This window comes from Shimia sp. R9_3, assembly GCF_017743755.1.
GTDB lineage: Bacteria > Pseudomonadota > Alphaproteobacteria > Rhodobacterales > Rhodobacteraceae > Shimia.
In genome coordinates this window covers 1-22,866 of the sequence record NZ_JAGHRP010000014.1, presented here as the reverse complement: position 1 = coordinate 22,866, position 22,866 = coordinate 1, and the positions used below count along the sequence as shown (strand labels likewise).

Below are 22,866 nucleotides of genomic sequence, written 5' to 3'. Positions count from 1 at the left end.
AATTGAAGCTTGTCGGCCTTGCACCCTTCCTGCACTCCGATAAAACGGGCACAACCGAAATACAAAGAGAAAACAAATGAGCATAGCCCTCATCATCCTTGCCGCGGGCAAAGGCACACGGATGAATTCGGACCTGCCCAAGGTGCTGCACCCGATTGCGAACGCCCCGATGCTGATCCATGCGATGCAGGCCGGACAAGCTTTGTCTCCGGAAAAGACACTGGTTGTGGCAGGCCATGGTGCCGAGCTTGTGGCCAAAGAAGTTTCTGATTTTGATCCTGACGCCGCAGTAGTTTTGCAGGAAGAACAAAAAGGTACGGCCCACGCAGTGGACATGTGCCGAGAGGCGCTCGCTAATTTTGATGGTGATGTGATTGTCCTCTTCGGGGACACCCCATTTGTACGCGCTGAAACCCTTGAGAACATGGTCGCAGCAAAAGAGCAGAACGCGGTCGTGGTGCTTGGCTTTGACGCTGCAGATCCCGGAAAATACGGCCGCCTGATTATGAATGGCGATCAGCTTGAGCGGATCGTCGAGTTTGCAGATGCTTCAGCAGATGAGCGGGCCGTCACTTTCTGCAATTCAGGCGTGATGCTGGTTGAGAGCAAGACGCTCTTTGATTTGATCAGCGCTATTTCGTCAGACAACGCGCAGGGTGAATACTACCTCACTGACATCGTAGGTCTGGCGCGCGAAAAAGGGCTGAACGTTACGGCTGTGTCCTGTGACGAGGCCGAGACACTAGGCATCAACTCCCGCGCGCACCTTGCCGAAGCCGAAGGCATTTTCCAAAAAAATGCCCGCGCCGAGCTGCTGGACCTTGGTGTCACATTGCAACAGCCAGAGACCGTCATGCTGTCCTTTGACACTGTGATTGGCAGGGACACCGTGATTGAGCCCAACGTCTATTTTGGGCCCCATGTGACGGTGGAAAGCGGCACGCGCATCCGAGCGTTTTCTCACCTTGAGGGCTGCCACGTTTCCCGCGGTGCAACCGTTGGCCCCTACGCACGCCTGCGCCCCGGAGCTGAGCTGTCTGAAAACGTGCACATTGGTAACTTTGTGGAAATCAAAAACGCCGAAGTTGGCGAAGGCACCAAGGTCAATCATCTGTCCTACATCGGCGACGCCACGCTGGGGAGCGGAACCAATATCGGTGCCGGTACGATCACCTGCAACTACGACGGGGTGATGAAACACCGCACCACCATCGGAGACCGAGTGTTCATCGGCTCCAACACGATGTTGGTTGCGCCGGTCACTGTTGGTGATGAAGCGATGACGGGATCGGGGTCGGTGATCACCAAGAATGTTCCCGCCACGGATTTGGCGCTATCGCGCGCCGATCAGGTCAACAAACCCGGCGTAGCGCGAAAATTGTTCGATTTATTAAAGAAAAAGAAACAAAAACAAATTTCGGAGACCAAATAATGTGTGGAATCGTTGGTGTCCTCGGAAACCACGAGGCAGCGCCCATCCTTGTTGAAGCGCTGAAACGGCTCGAATATCGCGGCTATGACAGCGCGGGAATTGCGACCGTGAATGACGGCGCACTGGAACGTCGCCGTGCCGTGGGAAAGTTGGTAAATCTCTCTGATTTGCTGGTCCACGAACCTCTCAGAGGCAAATCCGGGATCGGCCACACCCGATGGGCGACCCACGGTGCGCCTTCCGTCACCAATGCTCACCCGCACCGCGCTGGTCCCGTGGCCGTGGTCCACAATGGCATCATCGAAAACTTCCGCGAGTTGCGTGAAGAGTTGGCGCGTGACGGGTTTTCCTTCGTCACGGAGACCGACACCGAGACAGTTGCGCTTTTGACGCAAAGCTACATCAGCTCTGGCCTGCAGCCCGTTGATGCCGCTTTAAAAACACTGTCACGCCTGGATGGTGCCTTTGCCCTCGCCTTTCTGTTTGAAGGTCAAGACGATCTGATCGTTGCAGCGCGCAAAGGATCCCCTTTGGCGATTGGGTACGGCAAGGGTGAGATGTATGTCGGCTCCGACGCAATTGCCCTTGCGCCGCTGACCGATCAGATCACGTACCTTGAAGAAGGCGATAGCGCGGTCCTGACCCGAACATCGTTGGTGATCCGCGATGAGGCTGGCGAGATCGTTGAGCGTGAGCGCAAAACCATCAATGTTGACCAGGCTCAGGTCGACAAAGGTCTGCACAAACACTTCATGGCCAAGGAGATCGCAGAGCAGCCAACCGTACTTGGCCAAGCCATCGATCACTATTTGTCCAAAGACGGCAAGGCCGTTTCTCTTCCTGACGCTGGCCTAGACTTCACCAAAATTGACCGTTTGACCATGGTCGCCTGTGGCACGGCTTATTACGCCTGCCTGACTGCAAAGTACTGGTTTGAGCAGGTCGCAGGCATACCAGTCGAAGTCGATGTAGCCTCCGAATTCCGCTATCGCGAGCCTCCTGTCACCGAAGGCACCGTTGCTTTGTTTGTGTCCCAGTCAGGCGAGACCGCAGACACGCTTGCTGCACTGCGCTATTGCGCAGGCAAAACGGAGCAGATTGTGTCGGTCGTGAATGTCCCGGAGAGCTCGATTGCGCGGGAAAGCGATCTTGTGCTCCCCATTCTTGCGGGTGCCGAGATTGGCGTGGCCTCCACCAAGGCCTTCACCTGCCAATTGACCGTGCTTCTGATGCTTGCGCTGAAGGCAGCCCATGACCGGGGTAAGCTGAGCGACGCCCAGCTGGCAGAGAATTTGACCGATCTGCGCGGCGTACCGGGCTTGATCAATCAGGCGCTTGGCGGTGAGGCACAGGTCGCTGCAGTGGCGCGCAAATTGGCGGAAGCACGTGACATTCTGTTCCTGGGTCGAGGCCGGATGTTCCCGCTCGCGCTGGAAGGCGCCCTCAAACTCAAGGAAATCAGCTACATCCACGCAGAAGCCTATGCCTCCGGCGAGCTGAAACATGGCCCGATCGCATTGATCGACAAGCAGGTCCCTGTGGTGGTGCTTGCCCCACATGACGAGCTGTTTGATAAATCGATCTCCAACATGCAGGAAGTCATGGCGCGCGCTGGAAAGGTGCTGCTGATCTCAGACTCCACTGGCATGAAAGAAGGCGCCGAGGGGGCTTGGGAAACACTGCAGATGCCGCAGGTTTCGCCTGTCTTGTCTCCCATTCTTTACGCGATCCCCGCGCAACTTCTCGCCTACCACACCGCGGTTGCAAAAGGCACTGACGTCGATCAGCCACGCAACCTCGCAAAATCTGTGACTGTGGAATGACGCTCGAAGACGCCCTTGAACATCTGCACGCCCTTGTTGAGCCCGGGCGTGCAGACGGCATGAAGACCTACCACAAGCAGACACGAGACGTGTTGGGCATCTCAAACCCGGCTCTCAATGATCTTGCCAAAACCTGGCGACAGACGCTCTCGGTGGAAACCCGGGTGGCGTTGGCGCAGGCCCTTTGGGAAACAGATATTTTTGAAGCGCGTATCGTGGCTTCCAAATTGCTGACCCAAGCACGCCTGCGTCCTGATGAGGGTGCCTGGGCGCTCATATGCAGCTGGGTCGCGGATTTCGACAGTTGGGCTATTGCCGATCATGCCTGCATGGCTGGTCAACGCCGCCTCATCGCCGATCCATCACGCTTAGATGCCGTCGAAAGCTGGACCACGTCAGAGCATATGTGGACCCGGCGCGCGGCTTTGGTGATCACGCTGCCGTGGACCAAACAGAACAACCCAAAACCAGCTGAACTTGAGGCTCGGGACCGTATTTTGGGGTGGGCTGCGGAGTATGTCTCTGATGAAGAGTGGTTCATCCAGAAAGCCGTGGCTTGGTGGCTGCGCGATCTGTCAAAGCACGATGAACCGCGTGTGCGTGCATTTCTGGAAAACCATGGCGAAAAAATGAAGCCATTTGCCAGAAAAGAAGCCAGCAAACACCTTGGCTGATTGGGCGCGCGCCAAAGTCGTATAGAAAATACATCTCTACAACTTTCGCCGCCCTTGCCCTGCCCGCGCCGCGTGACTACGTTCTCCCCATGACAGCTCCTTTGATTGATCCGTTCCATCGCGCCGTAAACTACCTGCGTGTGTCCGTGACCGACCGTTGCGATTTTCGCTGCGTCTATTGCATGGCGGAAAACATGACGTTTCTGCCGAAGAAAGAACTTCTGACGCTCGAAGAGCTTGATCGGATGTGCTCTACCTTCATCCGTCTGGGCGTGGAAAAGCTGCGGATTACAGGTGGCGAGCCACTGGTGCGTCGCGACATCATGACCTTTTTTAAAGGCATGAAACGCCATCTGGACAGCGGGGCACTCAAAGAATTGACGCTGACAACCAACGGCTCACAGCTCGAGCGCTTTGCCGAAGAGCTCTATGCGTGTGGTGTGCGTCGCGTGAATGTCTCTCTCGACACGATTGACGAAGACAAGTTTGCCGACATCACCCGCTGGGGCCGCTTGCAACAAGTGTTGCGTGGTCTGGACGCCGCACAAGATGCGGGCCTGCGCATTAAGATCAATGCGGTGGCGCTCAAAGGCTTCAATGAGGATGAATTGTTCACGCTCGCAGAGTGGTGCGCCTCGCGCGACATGGACATTACCTGGATTGAAGTGATGCCCATGGGAGATCTTGGCAATGAAGATCGCCTTGATCAGTATTGGTCCCTCAAAGATCTGCGGGCGCGACTGGCCGAGCGCTATACGCTGACAGATTTGCCTGAGCGTACCGGCGGCCCTGCCCGCTATGTGCGACTGGAAGAGACCGGACAAAAAATCGGCTTCATCACGCCCATGACCCACAATTTCTGCGAAAGCTGCAATCGCGTGCGTCTCACCTGCACCGGACAGCTTTTCATGTGTCTCGGCCAAGAGGATATGGCGGATCTGCGTGCTCCATTGCGTGGCAGTGAAAGCGATGCGGCGCTGGAAGATGCCATTCGTGCCGCAATTGCACTCAAGCCGAAGGGGCACGATTTTGACTATTCCCGCCAACAGGTGGATGGTCAGATGTCACGCCACATGAGCCACACAGGCGGCTGATCTTCGAAGCCTGCTTATCAGAAATCGCCTAAGCCCAAGAGCCGCAACATGCGGCTCTTTTTATGCGCGAAACTGTGCTCTGTAGTTGCGGGGCGCGCAGCCCTGCTCCAGCTTGAAATCACGGCTAAAGTGGAAAGGATCGGGATAGCCGCAACGCGCAGCGATTTGCGCCACACGCTCATCTGTGCTGCGCAGCAGATACGCCGCCACCGCCATACGCTCTCGCCGCAGCCAAACGATCGGGCTTACCCCTGCTTCATCCCGAAAACGGCGAAAGAGTTGCGAATGGCTCAAACCGGTGATCTGCGCCATATCCGGAATACGCCAGGCCCGTTGCAAATCCCGGCGAAGGTGCGCCCTTAGTGCGGCCATCGGCTCATCTTTGGCCACTCCAGCCGCATTGCTGCGACGCTCAAACAGCTGCGCCAAAATTTGCGACACCGCGGCGTTGATGGTGGCACTTTCCCCTTCTGCTTCTGCTGAAAGCTCACGCAAGATCTGCTCAAAGCTCCCAGCAAGGTGAGACAGATCCGACGCCACGGGATTTTGGGCAAATCCCAACCTTTCAAAGAGAGCATCCACCCCATGCCCCCGGATCGAAAGCCAAACATAGCGCCAGGGTGCCTGTGCTGCCGCTCCATGCGCATAGGCGCGTGCTGTATCAATCCAGGCAAGGCTCTCAGCTCCGGCGGCATGCCGCGTCTCGCCAATGTCCACATGCCCAGTGCCGGAGAGCGTATAGATCAGCACATGCTCATTGTAGTTTCGGCGCACCATACCAGTGTCGTGATGCGCCAAGGTGCGCCCGCCTACGGGCACATGGTAGGGCCAAACGGACTCTCCGCCCTGCCCTGTGGCAAAGTAAATCTTCGTGTCTTCCGCAGCTGTCGTCATGGGGTTTAAATTTGAGAGTCCGGAACCTGAACCTCGATCCCCTGCATGTCTTCGCCAATAACAACCTGACAGCTCAACCGGCTGGTGGGCTGCGGGTCGATGACGAAATCCAACATATCCGCCTCATCAGACGCCGGTGCGGGCACGCGGCTAAACCAGTCCTCAGACAGAACGCAATGGCAGGTGCCGCACGCACAGGCGCCTCCGCATTCAGCGGCAATGGCCGCAACACCTGCGCCAACCGCAGCCTGCATCAAGGTGTCACCAGCCTTGGCCGTGGCCTCAATCCGGTTTCCGTTGGCTTCGACAAAGGTCACTTTGATCATTTGCTATTTCTTTCCGTCTCGCTCAGGCGCGCTGCCAAGCCACACGCAGCGCCTTTGGGCCACGCACGGACAAACCGCGTTTATATTCAGGGGTTTCCTCTGCCAAAGAGATCGAGGCAAAGCGGGTGTTCAATGTGGAGAATATGACGTCCATATCCAGTCGCGCCAAATGGTTGCCGAGACAGAAATGCCCCCCGCCGCCAAAGGCCATGTGCCGGTTCGGGGTACGTCCGACATCAAATTTATCAGGGTTTTCAAACCGCGCGGGATCACGGTTCGCTGCGCCATAAAGCAGGCCAAACCGCGTCCCAGCCGGAAAGAGCTTGCCGCCAACTTCGGTCTCTTCCGTTGCGAAGCGGTGAAAGAACGGCAGCGGAGACTCATAGCGGAACATTTCCTGCACCGCTGTCTTCATCAGCGACGGATCTTCGCGCAGGCGGTCATGCTGCTCAGGATACCGCAGCAACGCGTGCATGCCACTGCCCAGCACATCAATGGTGGAGCCATGCCCTGCCATCAGGATCAACATGGCAGTGGAGATCAGCTCATCTTGGCTGAGCCGTCCCTCGTCGCGGTGGCTGATCAGACGCGAGAGCAGATCATCCTGCGACGCTTTTTCGCGCTCCGCCAATAGATCCAGAAGGTATTCGTAGAATTCTTTTGTCGCCTGTTCTGCCCGCGCCTTGTCCTCATCAACGCGACCGGGATCAAAGAAGCGCACCACTTCCTCGGACCAATGGCGCAGCTGCGGGCAATCTTCGTCTGGCACCCCCAAGATACGGCCAATGATATGGCCGGGGACGTGGGCGGCGAAATCGCCGACAAAATCCACCTCGTCCTGATCGCTCAGGCCGTCGAGTAAACGGTCGACAAAACTTTGGATCGCCTCGCGTTGCCGTGCGATCATCGCAGGGGTGAACTCGCGAAACACCACCTTGCGCAACCGATCATGGGTTGCGCCTTCGCTTTCCAACAGGTTCACCTGCACAAAACGTTCATGATGCGGCATGTCGTGGAAATTGATCGCCCGTTGCTGGGCCAGACGCGCCTCCTCAGAGATAAAGGCTTCGTTGTTGCGCAACATGGTTTTGTTGAGCGCCACAGCCTCTACGTCTGCCATACGCGTCAACATCCAGGTGTCGATTTCCTCATAATAATAAGGCCCATCCAATGCGCGCAGAGCCGCATAAGTCGAATACGGATCAGCCGCGAACTCGGCTCCATGTGGATCAAGTAAAACCGTGGCTGGGGTGTCTTGCGTCATGGCGACCTCATTTGCTACGCGGGCGGACCATACTGAGAGCCACGGTGTAATAGAATGTAAAATCCTCCAAATCACCTAGACAATAGTCGCACCCATCTAAGTCCGCGCACGCAGCAAGCGCGCCACCAGAGGCGCCCCAAGGATCACAACAACTATTCGGGTCAGGTGGTGCGCGATGACAAAGCCCAGATCCGCGCCGGTCACGATGGCCAAGATGGTCATTTCCGCCTGTCCGCCGGGGGCAAAGGCCAAAAAGGCTTCCATGGACGGGGCCAATCCCAATAGCGTCACCAGTTCGGCAAAACACGCTGCAAGCACTGCAAGAACGCACATAAACGCCAGCCCAGACAGCACAACGGAGCGCAGCTCGCGCAGAGTCACCCCCACGTAGTGCACGCCGATCACCACCCCGATGAAGAACTGCGCAACGAGGATCGCCTCTGCCGGGGGCCGGGAATGGATAAAGCCGCCAAGCGTCAACGCGGCAGAGACAATCAATGGCCCCAGAATACTCGCGCCAAAAAGTCCGATACGCTCGCCACCTTTCCAACCAACGACTGCCGCGCCAACCATCAGCGCCATCTCTCCGAGCCGCAGATCTGCAGCCGGCTGGCCAATGGGGTTGGAGAGCCCAACCCCATAGATGGAGATCAACAGGATCGGAGCCACAGTCACGATCACCAGAACCCGCGTCGCATGGATCAGGGACAAAATACGCGCGTTCCCGCCCGCTTCTTTGCCAAACAGGATCATATCCTGAAGCCCGCCGGGCATCGCCGCGTAGTAAGCCGTGACAGCGTCAAATCCACAGATCTTGCGAAAGAAAGGCACCCCAACAAGCCCGATCACAGCAATATAGAGCGGCACCAGCGCGATGCTGGCAGCCATATTCGGGATCTCTGCCATCACCTCGGGTGTCACCGACGTGCCAACAGCCACGCCAAGGATTGTGCGCGCCGCCGCCGTGACTTGGCCAAATCCAGCCAGCTTGGCCCCTGAAAGGGCGGCCACCAAACAAGCCGCCATTGGTCCAAACAGAAACGGCAGAGGCAGGCCAACGGCCCAGAACGCAACAGCACCAAAGGCGGCCACCGCAAAGGTGAACGCGCGAATACGCAAAAGAGACACGGGTGATTCCTATCGTGATTGACGATATGCATCCTTTTGTATACATCTGGACACAATAATTCAAGGCAACGCTGGTGGACCAAAATGGATGGCACCTCATCTCAAGATGGGCTTCAAGGCAACGCGGCCTACAGCGCCTTGTTGCAGGAAATTCGAGAGGGGCGTCTTTCGCCAGGTGATCGCCTGCGGGAAACAGACCTTGCCACCCGCTTCAGCATCAGCCGCACGCCGGTGCGGGAGGCCATTCGCCAATTGGAAGCGGATGGGCTGGTGACGCACCTGCCTCGCGTCGGAGCAACCGTCCGGCGCTTGGACTACTCTGAAGTCATGGAGCTCTATGAAATGCGGGTTGTGCTGGAATGCACGGCCGCGCGCATGGCCGCCCGCGCCGCCTCTGACGTGGAGATCGCCGAACTTGGTGCGATCAGCGACGCTCTTTCGCAAAGTGGTGCAGGCACAGAAGCATCGCGTCTCAATCGCCAATTTCACTTGGCGCTTTTGAACGCGGCGAAGAACCGTTTTCTCACCAAGTCCATGCTCAGCCTGCAAAAGGCCATGCTGATTTTGGGCCGCACCACGTTGGCCGATACGGAACGCTATGAAAATGCGCTTGCGGAACATCAGGCGATTCTGGATGCGCTTGTAACGCGCGATGGCGACGCTGCCGAAGCGGCCATGCGAGCACATATCATCGCCGGTCAGCGTGCCCGCATCCGCGCCCTGCGCGTCGATTTCGACGACCCCAACACGCTTTAAGCGCCCACAAAGACCCCTTCAAATTCGCAGCCCCTCTGTGCGCGTGTGTGCAGATGAAAGCCCTCCAAGGCGGCTTACCTTTTGTCATGAAAGGAGGACGCCATGATTGAATTGTCCCACATCCGAACAACGCCGATGCCTGATGACATGCGGCGCCTGCTCAATGCCTATCCGCGTGAAGCCTGGGAGGCCCACCCCAACTTTAGGGATGCCACCCGACGATGGCTTGGCGCACACCAGATGTTTCGCCAGCTCGGCGAGCTTATCCGCGCTGATGCGGAGCTCTATCTCGATGGCCAGCGTGAAACGCAGGAGTATGCCGGACGCTTGGCTTATTATGGCAATGCTTTGGTGCGCAACTTGCATGGCCACCACGGCTGGGAAGACCATCGTTACTTTCCCGAACTCTCGGAAGCGGACCCGCGTTTTGATGCCGGACTTGAGATTTTGGAGAAAGACCACCACGACCTCGACCAGGTTCTGGATGGTTTCACAAAATCCGCAAACCGCACCATCAAGCTCAGCCAGCTCGATGAGGCCGCGATGTATGAGGAGGCAGGTGCAGTGCACGCGCATGCTGAAACCATTGAGGCCTTTCTTGCGCGCCACCTTGGTGATGAGGAAGACCTCGCCGTACCCATCATTTTGCACCACAAACTGCGTGGATAGGGCAAAGTAACAACCATGGGTGCCGCCGCTAGCGGCGCCTTCATATGCAAACAGGGTGGCACAATGACTGGCAAGAGCATCACAACCGAAGAAGACCAGAAAAACGCAACGGCCCGCCGCGCCTCCGGTGAATTTGTGCGCGGCCTCAGCGGGTTTCGCCATTGGCTTGATCCTGACGGTGACTTCCCACCTGAAGCTGACCGCTACCACCTCTATGTTGCGCTCAATTGTCCGTGGTGCCATCGCGTAACCCTCGCCCGCAACATCCTCGGCCTGCAGGACACTCTTTCGATGAGTGTCGCCTTCCCAACCCGCACCGGGGAATCTGATCCGGCTGGCCCCAATCTGTGGGAGTTCAATCCTGATCGCATTTCCCCGGTCACAGGCGCGCCACTTCCTGAATGCACCGCTGACACAGGCAGTACGCAAAACTTCCGTCTCGCCGCCGAGATCTATGCCGCTGAAGGGGCGAGCGAGAAGAGTGTGCCAATCCTCTATGACAAACGCACCGAGCGCATTGTCTCCAATGAAAGCGCAGAGATCATCCGGATGCTCAACGCCCATGCCGCGGCGCTTGGCAGCAAATTCCCCACAGGGCAAAGGCCGGATCTGTATCCTGAAAGCACAAAGCTGCGCGTGGAGATCGAGACACTCAACACCCTGACGTACACAGCAATCAACAACGGCGCTTACAAAGCAGGCTTCTCTTCGCGCCAGGACGTCTATGAAGGGGCATACACCGCCTATTTCTCCGCCCTTCAAACGCTTGAAGATCACCTGTCGGCAGACAATCGGCCTTTCCTGATGGGAGAGCATTTCACTGAGGCAGACTTGCGTCTGTTTCCAACGCTCTACCGCCACGACCCCGTCTACTACATCCGCATGAAACTCAACGGCGCAAAGATCCTCGACTATCCGCACCTCTGGCGCTGGCTGTGCCGGGTGTATGCCCTGCCCGGCGTCGCTGACAGCAGCTCGCTTATCCATTGCCGCCAAGGGTATTTTGGCCGGACCTGGAACAATGTCATCCCGCTTGGCCCAGACAAACCGATGACTTACCCGGAAGCCTATCTTCATCCTGAACTCGCGCGTGATGAAAGGTAACCTGCCCCCCCTCAGCACCATAACGATCGTCCTGGCTTTAAAGAAATACACACCAATTTTGGTCAAATTATCTTTGGATCCCCAGCGCAGACCGCTGCGCTTCGAGCAGAAGGCTTGTCATGACGTTCAAACTCTTCTTGCCTGCTGTGCTGGCACTGATCGCAGTTTGCGGTGTTATGTGGCTGCCCGCGCCAGCGCGCGCACCGGAGAACCTGCCCGTCATCTTTTTGGCGATACTCGTGCACGTTCCAGTGTTTCTTACAGTCTCGCAACACGGTAAGCTGATCACCAGTAAAGCGAAGGTACTCAACACCTTTCCGGAAATACTGCTGCCGCCACTTCTCGCAGTTTGCTGGGCTTTTCTGGGTGTGACCTTTGGCTTTTCAGCAAGCTTCGTCTTGGCGGGCGCAGCAACGAATGCGGCAATCTGTATTTGCTACCTCGCCGTGCGCCTTTGCGACCGACACTCCAAGCATCTTCAAGCGCAGGTTTGCCACTCAGACACTCTACCGCCCCCCTATATCGCTGATCTCAGCAAGCGATACCTCTACCTGCTGCGCTGCGCTATGGCCGCTTTGTCCTTAGCTGCGCTGATGATGCACGTCGCCGGCCTTGACGTGCCTTACACATGGGCGTTTCTACCTGGTCTCGCAGGCGCCGCTGCGGTCTTCCTGACGGAACTTACCAAACGGGTTGATCGCACCAACCATGCAGTGTTTGCAAAGGAAGTATCCGGCCTCCTGACCCGCCAGTTGCAAGCCGCACCGGCATCGGTGGCAATCTATCACGCGGGCACTGGCCGGGCCCATTTGAGCGCAACCAAATCACTCTGTGAAAAACTCGATGATCTTGGACGCGCATATGTTCTGATTGTCCGCGAGCAAACCGCATTTGACGAGCTGCGCAAACTGGATCCACAGCATCTTTGGCACGCTGAGAAACTCTCCGCCCTGCATCATTGCGCGCAACCTGACCTACAGACGATCCTCTACGCCAACGACCACCCCAAAAACAGCCATTTCACGCGCTACACACGGTTTGAGCATGTCCTGGTGACTGAGTTCTCTTCCCTGAAGGCTGCAGAACAACTGCCCAAAAACACAGCGCTTTATGCCAAAGTTATCGCGCGCAGCGCAGCACAAGCCGCAAGATGGCGCGCCTCCGCCTTTGGCGATATTGCAGCGCGGATTGTGAACAACCACCCCGCCTTCCATGGTGTCCCACCCTGCGGCGAGCCCCAACCTGAGCAGGCAGCATGACCCTGTCGCTCATAGTGCACGTTCTGATGGCAGCGCTGATCATAGGGGCTGAAGTCTGGTCACGGAACCGGTTGGCTCGCGTCACAGCCAAATCCGCAGTTTGCTCTTTACCAGAGACCGTGCATCAAACTTCGCCGCCGCTGAAACTGGCGGGCCATGGTCTATGCCTTTTCGGATTAGTTGCTTCGGCAATCGGTATGGTCAGCGACTACGCCATGTGGCTCACACTAGGTGCGACATCTCTCTGCTTAGCGGTCCGCTGCGGCGTGATGCAACTTGCAGTCACTGAGGCCAAACGCTGCCAACTGCCTCGCTACATGCAAGCCCTCCGACATCCAAAAATTCGGCGCACTCGCATGGCGCTCTATTTTTCGGAACCGAGACTGGCAACACCCTATCAAGTCACCATGTGGCTGAAACCATTGCTGTCTTTGAATGAGCCTTTCGTCATCATTCTAAGGGAACGAAAGCACCTCCGTCACTTCCCGAAGTCCGATCTCCTTGAAGTCTTAGTTGTCGAAGACTTCCCCAGCCAAACCGCCTTTCTGCCATCCAACATCGAGGTCCTGTTCTACGTCAACAACAGCATGTCCAATCTCCCGGTAATTGCGGCCAATCCAAAGGTCACCCACATACAGCTGCTGCATGGCGACAGCGATAAACCTCCCAGCTACAATCCAATGTCGGTGATCTACGATCATCTGTTCGTGGCAGGTGAAATGGCCATTGATCGGTATGCCCGGCATGGCGTTCACATCCCCCAAGAAAAGTTCCGCATCGTGGGACGCCCCCAAATCACTCTGCCGAAACAGACCGGCCCGAAAGACCCAACGCGTAAGACCATCCTCTATATGACCACTTGGGAAGGTATGTTTGAGGACAGTAATTTTTGCTCTCTCTCCCAAGCCCATACCATTTTGCATCAGGTCTACCACTCTGGCCTCAAGGTTGATGTCATTTTCAAACCCCATCCGCTGACCTTTAAAGATGCCAAATGGCCTGAGATCTCTGCCCGCATCGAGCAAACTGCCCAGAAGCTTCCCGAAGGTGTCGCCTCCCGCATGGCGCACCCGGAGGAGGATCCAATGACACTCTATGCTGAAGCCGATCTGCTGATCAGCGACATATCATCAACGGTCATCGATTTTCTGGCGACAGAAAAACCCATTGTCGTGACCAATCCACGCGGCTACACAAAAAAACAGCTTGAGGCTTATCCAAGCGTTTCAGCAGGCTATCTGGCGTCACCTGATGCGCAAAATCTTCGAGAGCTCATTGTTGAGTGTTTTGATAGTGATCCTCTGACCGAAAATCGGCGACGCATGAAAGAGTATGCGCTCGGAAACGCTGCTCACTCCAATGGAGCGCTGTTTAAGATGGCGTGCGAAGAGGCTCTCAGCAGGAGCGCAGATGCCTGCCGTTAGCGATGTAGAAGACGCTTCCATTCTGGAATCCTATCTACCGGCGCCAAGGTCGCGAAACAGAATGCGGCGTCACTTTCGCACGCCATTTCCCGCTATTGTTGCTTCCACGGTGCTTCCACTAGGTGACGGAGCAAGAGCACAAATGCCGTCCGGAGGCGGCATTTGTGAAACATGAGGTTCAGGTCGCGAGTGTGGTTGAGATTGCTGTGTGGCGTGGCAGGGATGTAGCACGGGGTGGGAGCTCAGCCCCCCAATCTGCCCAATAGCTTTTCTACGTACGTACATACGACACAGCAAAAGGCGGCAAACAGCCCGCATGTTCCCGAAACATACGTACGTAGGAAAACCGCTTCGCCTGAGAGCGAGACAAGCGCTCCGACCGTCGAAGGGTTAGAACCGTAGAAAACCCCTCAAGGGGAGCCATACGCTACGATACGTAGGAAAGGCCGTTTTGAGCATTGGGAAATCGGAAGCCGTACGTTCCGGGACTACCTCGCCTAACAGCACTACATCAGCGAAGGCAAAGCGCCCTCCAATGCCACCCAGGTCGATGACAAGCGCCGCATGTTGGAAGGCGTGGCCAAATTCGAAGGCGAGACACACCCTGTGTTCAGCCGCATCGCAGCTATCGGTCGAACGCTTTACCTCGACTTGGGTGGCGAGTCCTGGGAGGCCGTCGCGATCACTGCTGAGGGATGGCAGGTGGTGGGTCATCCACCCGCGCGGTTCCGCCGCTCTGCCTCCATACAGGCCCTGCCGCATCCAGAGAAACACCCTGATGGGGTCAACCGGCTCAGAGATTTTGTGAATGTCGGCAGCAGACCACGCGTTGTCTCTTCCGCCACACCCTATTTTCCGTTCCAATTGCTTCCAGGGTGCTTCCACTTGGTTGGGGCGCAAACGCAGCAAGCCGCCCTTGGGCGGCTTGTGGTGCAGTGCGGGGGTGTGTGACCAGTGTGTTTGAGTTTGCTGCGTTGTGTAGCACGGTTGTAGCACGCGCTGGTGCGCTTACCTTACTCGCGGCGCCCCTTGGGTCGCTAGTTCATTGATCTAAGGGGGTAAAATTGGTTGCGGGAGTAGGATTTGAACCTACGACCTTCAGGTTATGAGAGAGGTTAGGCGTTGTTGCACGGTCTGCGCCTTTTTGCGCCCCTCTACCCTATCTTATTGAATCCATTGTTTTTTAATTGACGGCGATTGCGCCTCAGCTCTACGCCTTACTCCAAGATTTGCGCCCAACTGCTTCCACAGTGCTTCCACAAACGGGCCAGAGACGGAGAAAAACACGATGCCAAAACTAACCAAACGCAGCGTTGATAGCTTTGAAGTACGCCCTAAAAGCTACTTCGAATGGGACAGCGAGATCAAAGGGTTTGGGGTGCGCATCATGCCATCGGGCACCAAGACTTATCAGGTGCAATATCGCAAAGGGGGCCGCACCCGGCGAGCGTCCATTGGGCGGCATGGCAACATCACCGCAGAGCAAGCCCGCAATCACGCCAAAGAGATCATGGGCGAATTGTCTAAAGGTGAGAACCCTGTGGAAGAGATCGCCCAGCACCGCCGAGCGCCGACTGTTTCAGCGCTGTGTGAGCGGTTCTTTGAAGAACATGCCAAAGAACGCTGCAAGCCCAGCACGCAGGGCGAATATCGCCGCGCCATTGATCTGTTTATCAATCCCGCCATCGGCTCTTTCAAGATTGTCGATGTGGAGCGCAAAGACATTGCGGAGCTGCACCACAAATTTCGCGACAAACCTTATCAGGCCAATCGCACCCTCGGGGTGTTGTCTAAGATGTTCAATCTTGCGGAAATCTGGGGCCTGCGCCCTGATGGCTCTAACCCCTGCCGACATGTTCCCAAGTATCGGGAGCAAAAGCGCGAGCGCTATCTGAGCCAAGGTGAGCTGCAACGGCTGGGCACGGCACTGACAGAGGCGGAGCACGATGGCACAGAGACATGCCATGTGGTCGCGGCGTTTCGCCTGCTGATCCTGACGGGGTGTCGATTGGGCGAAATTCAAACCCTGCGGTGGAGCTACATCACAGATCGCGGCATGGAGCTTCCAGACAGCAAGACAGGCGCGCGGCTCATTCCCCTACCCCAAGCCGCCCGCGCCATCCTGAGCGCCCTGCCACGGCGTCCTGACAACCACTACGTGATCATCGGCAAGCAACCGGGAGGCTATGCCACAGACATGCAGAAACCTTGGCGTCGCATTCGCAAGCGCGCGGGTCTTTGCGATGTGCGCATTCACGACCTGCGCCATACCTATGCCTCCAATGCGGTGTCCTCTGGCATGCCCATTCAGATGGTGGGGCGCTTGCTTGGGCACACGCAAATTCAGACAACCATGCGCTATGCGCATTTGGCGGATGATCCTGTTAGACGCGCCGCTGAGGAAAATGCCGCCCGGCTGAGTGCGCTGGTAGGTTAGGTTACGTAGAGCAAAATCTCCGTTACATACGGTACGTAGGAAATCACGATCCTACGTACGTAATGCCAGAGCGGGTATACCCCGGAGAACAGACTTCCTATGCGCTCCCTACCCGGCGTATACCCCGGGTAGGGAAACGAACCAAAATTACGATGCAAACGAGGCTTGCAGTGACAGACACCATGGCGCTTTGGAAAGGCTCACATTGGCTTTCCAATACACCGAAACTTTTTGCCCAAAGAGCTTTCAAAGAAGAATGGGAAGCAGCGGTTGCGCATCGCGGATCCAAGCTATGGATCCACAATGTCATGGAAGCTGGAGAGCGGCTCAAAGAACAAGGAATGCAGCCCGGATTGGAATTGCTTGCAAGCGGCTTGCAGGAGGCCGATGAATTGGCGCGGCCCAAGCGTGAACTTCTGGAACGCGCAACTGAGGAAGTGAGGAAACGCCTCAGAACTGGCCAATATCGTGCTTTCGGCTTTGACCGCCCAAGAACCTTGGACACCCAGCCTGTGCAGTTACCAACTGAGGTTTGGACCAGCAACAAATCTCTAGATGAAACAAAGGTTAGGTTTCAATCTATGGTGTTCACGGATGTCAGAGTGAGAATGGTTCGCGAAGACAACGACCCATTGCTGGCCGCAGGTCTTGCCCATTCACAATCCAAACCGGGCCGACCGACGATCAAAGATGACGTCGAGTTTGTATTTACCACCATGGAAAACCGTGGCTTGGTCGACGTTAAACGTCCTGCGAATTCTCACTACGACATAGTTCGTCGGCTTCTTTCGGAATTTTTTCCAGATCAATATGTCGACCCAGACAAGCCTACCAACGAAGGCATAAGACCACATTTTACCCCTTTATTCAAAGAGTTAAAGAAAAGCAGAAAACAGTAAATTGTCTGGTACTTTACTGTTGTTTTTTCTGTTTGAGTTTTGAGCGAAGGCTAGAGCATCCAATCCAAAAGGGGAAATCAAGGATGCTCACAACAACACATTCACAAGACAGCAGCGCTGCTGCACAAGACTATTTGAACAGCTTTATTGACGAGAAAACCGCCGCCGACTTCCTGTGTCAGAGCGTGCGGACAATCCAAAAATGGCGGGTAACTGGTTACGGCCCCAAATTCTACAAATCGGGACGCTCCGTCCGTTACCGTCGTAGCGATCTCTTGGAATGGGCCAACGTCCGCCGCCACGACAGCACCAGCGCCTACACCGCCGCATGAGTTTTGCCCGCGTTGGGGTTGGCAGCGCCGCGCGGGATTTTGGGGCCGGATGGCTCTTGGGGACGCAGGCGAAACGGTCCTGTGTCCCCGCTCAAACCACATTCCAATTGAAAGACATCCCCCATGGCAAACCAGCCTGCACATAAGTTCAAAATCGGCCTGATCACGGCCACCGTCTGGCAGAATGACGGGTTCTATTCTGTTGATCTGTCCCGCAGCTACAAATCCGACACCGGCGAATGGCGCAACACCAACAGTTTCCATCATTCCGACCTTCTCAACCTGGCCAAATGCGCAGAACGCGCCGAAATCTGGATTGGCCGCCAATTGACTGCAAAGTGACCCAGCGCCGGGCCATGCCCGGCCCCAAAACATATGCTGCCCCGCCGGAGGCACACAGGGGGCCATAAGGCCCCCGTTTCTTTTCCCAACATCTCAAAACCAAACAGCGGCGCAATATGCCGCGAGAGAGGGGGGTCTTGTAACACCCCCCTCCACGAATACGAAAACGAAAGAGAGCGTAAATGGACGGGGTGATCCTGCATTATGGGTTTGATGGGTTGAAGTTCACTCTGACCACCGACATTCCGGCCCGTTTCCGCGAAGAGCTGCTCTCTGCCAAAGCCCATGCCAAAGAGACCCTTGGCGAATGTGTCTTGGAGTTTGGAGACATCACGCTCAACGTCACTAACAAAGGCGCACGAGGCTTTACCGCCCATACAGGGGATCATGGCGCTTTCTGGCTCTTTCAAGACCCAGAGGACCGCATTCCCAACAATCCCGGCATCACGGTGGACTTTCGGGCCTTTGGACTCGCAACAGGCGGCTTAGAGGGTGCTGAGAGCCACTTTAGGGACTGCATGTCGGCTTTTGGCATTCCGTACGTGGAAACACAGCTCCGCGTGGCTCGTGCGGATTTTGCGGTAGACTACCTCGCCCCATGGTTTGAACCAGACAGAGAGGCTTTGGTTGTGCCACCGGGCACCAAGGTCACGGAATATACTGGCGTCGCTGAAACGGCGACCGTCTCCAGCGGCGCGCGTGTGATTGGCCTGCGTGCCGGTGCCGTCGCCAACCGCCAGCTCGCGATTTACGACAAGCGCGCAGAGATCATTCAGCAAAACAAAATGGGGTGGCTAACTATCTGGAACGCCGCCCTTGAGGCACAAAACAAACCAACTTTGAATTTGAAAGACCGCGACGCTAGCCAAGTCTGGCGCTTTGAAATGCGGCTAGGTTCTAAGCAGCTCCGCAACCGATTTGAGATGCGCAGTTGGGAAGATGTTCACAACATCATCGGAGACGCCTTCACAGACGCTCTGAGCCGCATGCGCTATGCCATGCCGACAACTGACAGCAACCGCGCCAGATGGCCCGTACACGGCCTCTGGCGGCAGTTTGAGGATGTCATTGGCAACGACCTAAACGAGAATTGCGCAGGCGTGCTGCCCTGTGACGTGGTGAAAGCCAACCGCATGGCCAAGATGCGTGAGCTGGACGCGCAGTTGCTTGGGTTGTTTGTCACGCGGGCGGCGATGTCCGGGGTAAGCGCGGATGAGTTTCCGGAGTTTATGGAAGCGCATGTTGGCGCACTCGAGAGATTGGCGGCAGATCATCACCAGCCACTCGCAGAAAGGATCGCGAAGGCTGGGGCGAGGTATCAGCTACATTAGCGTCGACGCCCCGCTCCGTTTCCTCTCTTCATACAAACACACTGAGTAAACTACGACAGTATAAATTCATCGAGGCTAGAGAATGTTGTCCCATCAGCGAATGCGAATTCTTCGAAATTGGTACTTCGATGGATCTTCGCCTGAGTAATACCATGCGTCGCATCTTCCCAAGTCAGACGCGTGAAAGTGTCATCCTGCGAGAAACTCACCTCTGCAAGTGCGACATCGACAAGTTCCAGACGATTAGCCCCCTCGCCGTCATGGATGTAAACTGAGCCACCGGCAGAGATCAGGCGGTATGCGTCATTGCCCCCCTGACCGAAGAGATCAGAAGTGCCGCCTCGATAGGTCGCGGTCAAAACATCATCACCTTCACCGCCAAACAAAATGCGCGCGCCTGTTGCGGAACCGGTCAGAAGGTCATCGCCCGATGTACCTGACAGGCGCAGACCACCGTCTCCAAAACTGATTTGGCCAACAGTCGCCCCATCAGCAAACACATACTCTTCGATATGCTCCCCCATATTGGCGACGCGTAGTGTCCCGGATTGCCCGTCCTTGGACCAGTTGATATCGAGATTGACCCCGTTTGAAGAACGAATAGTTCCGATAACTACGTTACCATTCGGGGAATAGTCTATAATATCTACTAAGAATTCGTAAGTCGAGAAGCTCACATCCGAGAGGGACAGATCGCGGAACAACACTCGATCCGCCGCGCCACTCGTCGCGTTCTCTGCTTCCCAGTTTATCTGAGCCTTCCCATCACCGGTCCCGTAACTATAGATGTCGTTGCCCGCCTGACCTTGAAGATGCTGCCAATCTTCGCCGCCGCCCCCTGCATCAAGAAGATCATCACCTGCGCCACCAATCAAACTGTCGACACCTTCACCGCCAAGAATGATGTCGCCTTCCGCCCCACCGGTCAGGCTGTCATTTCCGGCTGCTCCGCTAAGAAGAACGCTAACTGAGGTGCTCGCGCTGTTGATCGAATTGTTCCGCGCATCACCATAGACGCCGTCGTAGGTATTGCCTGAAGTCGTGATGTTTGCGGAGGGAGACTTCTCAAGTTCAACGTAGCGCCGAACCTCAGCATTAGAGGCTTGCCCAACCACGTCAAACCCTACCGTGGTTTCTACGCGTTTCCAGCCCTCTGTACTGTTAGTCAGGGCAACATCGCCAACGCCGCCTTCCACAACTTCACCATTGCGCGTGTAGGACGACAGTCCAAACAATGTATTGCCAAATACCGAAATATCATCGTCGTGCTCGTTAAAATCCGAGCCGTCATCGTAGGATAGTGCAACTTCTGTAATGCCCCACGCTCCAAGCGTCTTTAGCTCGCCATCATCCGTCACAGCATCCTGATCCAAATCCTGCCATATGCGCAGCTCAGACCACATCGTGTCTTGGGCATTCAACACACCATCGCCGTTGCCCCAATCGTTTAGTTGTTCAAGCACGCTAAGAACTTGTAGGTCGGTCGAATTGACCGTGCCCAGCCAATCGCCCCAGATCATCTCAACGGCCTTGTCGATCACACCATCGCCAGCGCCTCTGGAGCCGTCGGCGTTCAGATCAATGACAAGGAAACCATCATCCGCAGAGGCCCAAGACGTCTGTTCCAGATAGCCATCTTCATCGATGTCAAAATAGACCTGCGTGCCAAAAGCGATTTCTACGCCATCGCCATCCAAGTCCAAGATGATTGGGATGTCAGCACCACCAAAGCGACCTCGACCAGAGGTATCCCGAGCGGATTCGCTGAATCCTATCGAACTATTGGAACCCGGAGCAGATATTTCATGGGTATAACCGGTTGTCTCACCACTTTCGTTTGTTCGTCTTGTTGTAGCACGTGACCCGCCAGCGCGATTTTCATGGGTCCCGACATAACCGCTATCATTCCAAGAATCGTTATCACCAGAGTCGCCTGTGTTGTTGGAAGCGCTGCCCCCGTTTGTGTTATCGCCGGAACCACCTAAGTTTGAGCTACCATCAGATCCTGAGGATCCATTATCAGAATCTTGGATGTTCCAAGGGTAGTGCCATTCAGGATGTGGCTGCGGGTTCGAGTCATCTGTAGGTATGCTATTTGAATTTCGATCTCCGCCCAGAGAACGGTTAGACAGTTCTTCCCGGGCTCTGACATTTATTTCAGCCAACTCTTGAATAGTAGCGCGCTCGGCGAGCTGAGTAGCAGCGCGATTTACTGTGATGGCAGTCACCGCTTCGACCAAAGCGCGACGTCCTCCGGTAACAATCTCACCAAGGATTCTGAGGCCGTCTATAGGTTGATCAACCAGTTCTTCAATGCCCGCCACTTCCTGCTTATACTCTGCTACATTCTCAGCAGCAGTTGCCAAGTAATCAAGTTGGTAGTCTGTCATCTCAGAATATTCTAGATCGTCCGCGACCAGATTAGTTACGCTCCCCGGATATTCAGGACCTTTATACAGATCACCTAGGTTGATTACGTTGTTGGCTTCCGACATTGGTCTTATTCACTCTTTTTGCACTGAGCTGTTTTCTGCTCTAGGATTTCTTTCAAATTATTGAGTTCAGATCGTTTCGAAACAATCTGAACTTTTGCGGTAAGACTGATATTGAGCCCGTTGTTTACCGCACAGCTTCTAAAAGTTCCGCCGGAAATGACGCCCTTTGATTTGACATAGCCAAGGGCATCTATATGTGCGCTTTGCAACTTTTCAGGCTTTTCTGATGCAACTCGGCTAGCTGGATAAATGAGCTTTAGTGCTTGCTCGAAGACATTGGTGGTATACTCATCAAATCCTATGGACAGGACACCAGTTTGCCCTGACGCCGTAACATCATATCGTTCCACCTCTGGAAGGAAGACAGTCGTGATCTGCTCAGTTTCCAGCTTATGGTTCTGACAGCTTGCTAGGGTAGTACGCTGCCAGCTTATTTCACACCCGATGGCCTTAACTATCCAAAGTTCGCCGCCAACGGATGTCTTATAATTTAAGGCGTTAGAAATCGCTCGCTCGATCTCGCGATCGGTGTGATTGGGATCTTCTTGCGAAAGGAGTGAGAGAGTCAGAATACCTAACGCCAAAGATAGGCCAACAAAGAGCCAAGCGGCCAAATAACGTCGCATTTTGTTTCTCCTGAATCTCTCGCTTGGGTGCCGAGAAAATTTAGTCCAGCGGCTACTCTAGTAGAGCTTGTAAACGCAGCTCTGAACAAAACAACTCTTAATCGCATTCAGAGAGCCAAGCGTGCCCCAAAGGAGAACACCGTCCTCTTAGAACGCTTTATCGTTTTCCCACATCTATTGGATATTAGGGCATATTTGCTAGAGATGTTAGCAGCGCTCCTGACTGTACTTTCGACACCCCGAGAACCTAAAGGTCCTAGCATGCCAAAAAAGCTCATTACGGTAACATTTAGCTTAGTTGGCTGCAGTTGCTCTAGTGCCACACTTAGTTTCCCGCCCCAATTGCTTCCACAGTGCTTCCACGGTTCTTAAAGCGCAAACGCAAGAAGCGCGCCTTGGGTCGCTAGTTCATTGATCTAAGGGGGTAAAATTGGTTGCGGGAGTAGGATTTGAACCTACGACCTTCAGGTTATGAGCCTGACGAGCTACCGGGCTGCTCCATCCCGCGACGCTTTTGATCTTTGGCCTGTGTTGGCTTTAAGATCTGTCGCCCTTCA

General features: G+C 55.5%; 21 protein-coding genes and 1 tRNA gene. 15 read left to right on the top strand and 7 right to left on the bottom strand.

Features of this window, described 5'->3' with window-relative positions; genetic code table 11:
• Positions 1-76 precede the first annotated feature (76 nt).
• The 4 genes from glmU (at position 77) to moaA (ending at position 5,023) form a co-directional block, all read left to right on the top strand.
• Positions 77-1,432, top strand: coding sequence for a bifunctional UDP-N-acetylglucosamine diphosphorylase/glucosamine-1-phosphate N-acetyltransferase GlmU (gene glmU / locus J7412_RS20585; protein WP_209081306.1), 1,356 nt, complete (start codon positions 77-79; stop codon positions 1,430-1,432).
• Complete coding sequence (gene glmS / locus J7412_RS20580; RefSeq protein WP_209081304.1) at positions 1,432-3,255, top strand: glutamine--fructose-6-phosphate transaminase (isomerizing); 1,824 nt, start codon at positions 1,432-1,434, stop codon at positions 3,253-3,255. The genes glmU and glmS overlap by 1 nt, the downstream gene beginning before the upstream one ends.
• Positions 3,252-3,929 carry a DNA alkylation repair protein gene (locus J7412_RS20575; RefSeq protein ID WP_209081301.1) on the top strand — a complete coding sequence of 226 codons (678 nt, stop codon included), beginning with the start codon at positions 3,252-3,254 and terminating at the stop codon, positions 3,927-3,929. The genes glmS and J7412_RS20575 overlap by 4 nt, the downstream gene beginning before the upstream one ends.
• A gap of 89 nt (positions 3,930-4,018) precedes the next feature.
• Positions 4,019-5,023, top strand: coding sequence for a GTP 3',8-cyclase MoaA (gene moaA, locus J7412_RS20570; RefSeq protein ID WP_209081299.1), 1,005 nt, complete (start codon positions 4,019-4,021; stop codon positions 5,021-5,023).
• A gap of 60 nt (positions 5,024-5,083) precedes the next feature.
• On the opposite strand, the gene J7412_RS20565 is transcribed toward moaA, so the two are convergent.
• The 4 genes from J7412_RS20565 to J7412_RS20550 all read right to left on the bottom strand — a co-directional run bounded on the left by J7412_RS20565 (position 5,084) and on the right by J7412_RS20550 (position 8,635).
• Complete coding sequence (locus tag J7412_RS20565) at positions 5,084-5,917, bottom strand: AraC family transcriptional regulator (RefSeq protein ID WP_209081297.1); 834 nt, start codon at positions 5,915-5,917, stop codon at positions 5,084-5,086.
• Positions 5,918-5,922: 5 nt separating this feature from the next.
• A complete protein-coding gene (locus tag J7412_RS20560; RefSeq protein ID WP_209081295.1) occupies positions 5,923-6,243 on the bottom strand; it encodes a 2Fe-2S iron-sulfur cluster-binding protein in 321 nt (106 codons plus the stop codon).
• Between the two features lie 22 nt (positions 6,244-6,265).
• Positions 6,266-7,507 (bottom strand): cytochrome P450, encoded by a 1,242-nt coding sequence (locus J7412_RS20555; RefSeq protein ID WP_209081293.1) that lies wholly within the window; start codon positions 7,505-7,507, stop codon positions 6,266-6,268.
• Positions 7,508-7,603: 96 nt separating this feature from the next.
• Positions 7,604-8,635 (bottom strand): AbrB family transcriptional regulator, encoded by a 1,032-nt coding sequence (locus tag J7412_RS20550; protein WP_209081291.1) that lies wholly within the window; start codon positions 8,633-8,635, stop codon positions 7,604-7,606.
• An 84-nt stretch (positions 8,636-8,719) separates the two neighbouring features.
• On the opposite strand from J7412_RS20550, the gene J7412_RS20545 reads away from it, so the two are divergent.
• From J7412_RS20545 to J7412_RS20495, 11 genes are all read left to right on the top strand, one after another.
• The gene (locus J7412_RS20545; protein WP_209081289.1) at positions 8,720-9,391 is read left to right on the top strand and encodes a GntR family transcriptional regulator; all 672 of its coding nucleotides are present in this window, start codon (positions 8,720-8,722) and stop codon (positions 9,389-9,391) included.
• A 102-nt stretch (positions 9,392-9,493) separates the two neighbouring features.
• Positions 9,494-10,060, top strand: a complete 567-nt coding sequence (locus J7412_RS20540) for a hemerythrin domain-containing protein (protein WP_247744035.1) — start codon at positions 9,494-9,496, stop codon at positions 10,058-10,060.
• Between the two features lie 63 nt (positions 10,061-10,123).
• A complete protein-coding gene (locus J7412_RS20535) occupies positions 10,124-11,164 on the top strand; it encodes a glutathione S-transferase C-terminal domain-containing protein (protein ID WP_209081287.1) in 1,041 nt (346 codons plus the stop codon).
• Between the two features lie 119 nt (positions 11,165-11,283).
• Positions 11,284-12,423 carry a hypothetical protein gene (locus tag J7412_RS20530; protein ID WP_209081285.1) on the top strand — a complete coding sequence of 380 codons (1,140 nt, stop codon included), beginning with the start codon at positions 11,284-11,286 and terminating at the stop codon, positions 12,421-12,423.
• Positions 12,420-13,847, top strand: a complete 1,428-nt coding sequence (locus tag J7412_RS20525; protein ID WP_209081283.1) for a CDP-glycerol glycerophosphotransferase family protein — start codon at positions 12,420-12,422, stop codon at positions 13,845-13,847. The genes J7412_RS20530 and J7412_RS20525 overlap by 4 nt, the downstream gene beginning before the upstream one ends.
• 564 nt (positions 13,848-14,411) lie before the next feature.
• The gene (locus J7412_RS20520; RefSeq protein ID WP_209081281.1) at positions 14,412-14,798 is read left to right on the top strand and encodes a hypothetical protein; all 387 of its coding nucleotides are present in this window, start codon (positions 14,412-14,414) and stop codon (positions 14,796-14,798) included.
• Positions 14,799-15,135: 337 nt separating this feature from the next.
• On the top strand, positions 15,136-16,284 hold the full coding sequence (locus J7412_RS20515; RefSeq protein ID WP_209081279.1) for a site-specific integrase: 1,149 nt from the start codon (positions 15,136-15,138) through the stop codon (positions 16,282-16,284).
• 170 nt (positions 16,285-16,454) lie between these two features.
• Entirely contained in the window at positions 16,455-17,183 is a 729-nt protein-coding gene (locus J7412_RS20510; protein ID WP_209081277.1) for a hypothetical protein, read from the top strand.
• A gap of 83 nt (positions 17,184-17,266) precedes the next feature.
• A complete protein-coding gene (locus tag J7412_RS20505; protein WP_209081269.1) occupies positions 17,267-17,515 on the top strand; it encodes a helix-turn-helix domain-containing protein in 249 nt (82 codons plus the stop codon).
• 123 nt (positions 17,516-17,638) lie between these two features.
• Positions 17,639-17,857: a hypothetical protein gene (locus J7412_RS20500; RefSeq protein ID WP_209066021.1), complete on the top strand. Its 219-nt coding sequence runs from the start codon at positions 17,639-17,641 to the stop codon at positions 17,855-17,857.
• Between the two features lie 182 nt (positions 17,858-18,039).
• A complete protein-coding gene (locus J7412_RS20495; protein WP_209081261.1) occupies positions 18,040-19,188 on the top strand; it encodes a hypothetical protein in 1,149 nt (382 codons plus the stop codon).
• Positions 19,189-19,238: 50 nt separating this feature from the next.
• Here J7412_RS20495 and J7412_RS20490 read toward each other — a convergent pair whose 3' ends face one another.
• From J7412_RS20490 to J7412_RS20480, 3 genes are all read right to left on the bottom strand, one after another.
• A complete protein-coding gene (locus J7412_RS20490) occupies positions 19,239-21,683 on the bottom strand; it encodes a hypothetical protein (RefSeq protein WP_209081258.1) in 2,445 nt (814 codons plus the stop codon).
• Positions 21,684-21,688: 5 nt separating this feature from the next.
• Complete coding sequence (locus tag J7412_RS20485) at positions 21,689-22,309, bottom strand: hypothetical protein (protein WP_209081250.1); 621 nt, start codon at positions 22,307-22,309, stop codon at positions 21,689-21,691.
• Between the two features lie 431 nt (positions 22,310-22,740).
• Positions 22,741-22,817 (bottom strand) — tRNA-Met (locus tag J7412_RS20480).
• Between the last annotated feature and the right edge of the window lie 49 nt (positions 22,818-22,866).

What these genes read in the sequence shown, in the direction of transcription:
- glmU (WP_209081306.1), top strand. Translation starts at nt 77, where the DNA reads ATGAGCATAGCCCTCATCATCCTTGCCGCGGGCAAAGGCACACGGATG.
- glmS (WP_209081304.1), top strand. Translation starts at nt 1,432, where the DNA reads ATGTGTGGAATCGTTGGTGTCCTCGGAAACCACGAGGCAGCGCCCATC.
- J7412_RS20575 (WP_209081301.1), top strand. Translation starts at nt 3,252, where the DNA reads ATGACGCTCGAAGACGCCCTTGAACATCTGCACGCCCTTGTTGAGCCC.
- moaA (WP_209081299.1), top strand. Translation starts at nt 4,019, where the DNA reads ATGACAGCTCCTTTGATTGATCCGTTCCATCGCGCCGTAAACTACCTG.
- J7412_RS20565 (WP_209081297.1), bottom strand. Translation starts at nt 5,917, where the DNA reads ATGACGACAGCTGCGGAAGACACGAAGATTTACTTTGCCACAGGGCAG.
- J7412_RS20560 (WP_209081295.1), bottom strand. Translation starts at nt 6,243, where the DNA reads ATGATCAAAGTGACCTTTGTCGAAGCCAACGGAAACCGGATTGAGGCC.
- J7412_RS20555 (WP_209081293.1), bottom strand. Translation starts at nt 7,507, where the DNA reads ATGACGCAAGACACCCCAGCCACGGTTTTACTTGATCCACATGGAGCC.
- J7412_RS20545 (WP_209081289.1), top strand. Translation starts at nt 8,720, where the DNA reads ATGGATGGCACCTCATCTCAAGATGGGCTTCAAGGCAACGCGGCCTAC.
- J7412_RS20540 (WP_247744035.1), top strand. Translation starts at nt 9,494, where the DNA reads ATGATTGAATTGTCCCACATCCGAACAACGCCGATGCCTGATGACATG.
- J7412_RS20535 (WP_209081287.1), top strand. Translation starts at nt 10,124, where the DNA reads ATGACTGGCAAGAGCATCACAACCGAAGAAGACCAGAAAAACGCAACG.
- J7412_RS20530 (WP_209081285.1), top strand. Translation starts at nt 11,284, where the DNA reads ATGACGTTCAAACTCTTCTTGCCTGCTGTGCTGGCACTGATCGCAGTT.
- J7412_RS20525 (WP_209081283.1), top strand. Translation starts at nt 12,420, where the DNA reads ATGACCCTGTCGCTCATAGTGCACGTTCTGATGGCAGCGCTGATCATA.
- J7412_RS20520 (WP_209081281.1), top strand. Translation starts at nt 14,412, where the DNA reads ATGTTGGAAGGCGTGGCCAAATTCGAAGGCGAGACACACCCTGTGTTC.
- J7412_RS20515 (WP_209081279.1), top strand. Translation starts at nt 15,136, where the DNA reads ATGCCAAAACTAACCAAACGCAGCGTTGATAGCTTTGAAGTACGCCCT.
- J7412_RS20505 (WP_209081269.1), top strand. Translation starts at nt 17,267, where the DNA reads ATGCTCACAACAACACATTCACAAGACAGCAGCGCTGCTGCACAAGAC.
- J7412_RS20500 (WP_209066021.1), top strand. Translation starts at nt 17,639, where the DNA reads ATGGCAAACCAGCCTGCACATAAGTTCAAAATCGGCCTGATCACGGCC.
- J7412_RS20495 (WP_209081261.1), top strand. Translation starts at nt 18,040, where the DNA reads ATGGACGGGGTGATCCTGCATTATGGGTTTGATGGGTTGAAGTTCACT.
- J7412_RS20490 (WP_209081258.1), bottom strand. Translation starts at nt 21,683, where the DNA reads ATGTCGGAAGCCAACAACGTAATCAACCTAGGTGATCTGTATAAAGGT.
- J7412_RS20485 (WP_209081250.1), bottom strand. Translation starts at nt 22,309, where the DNA reads ATGCGACGTTATTTGGCCGCTTGGCTCTTTGTTGGCCTATCTTTGGCG.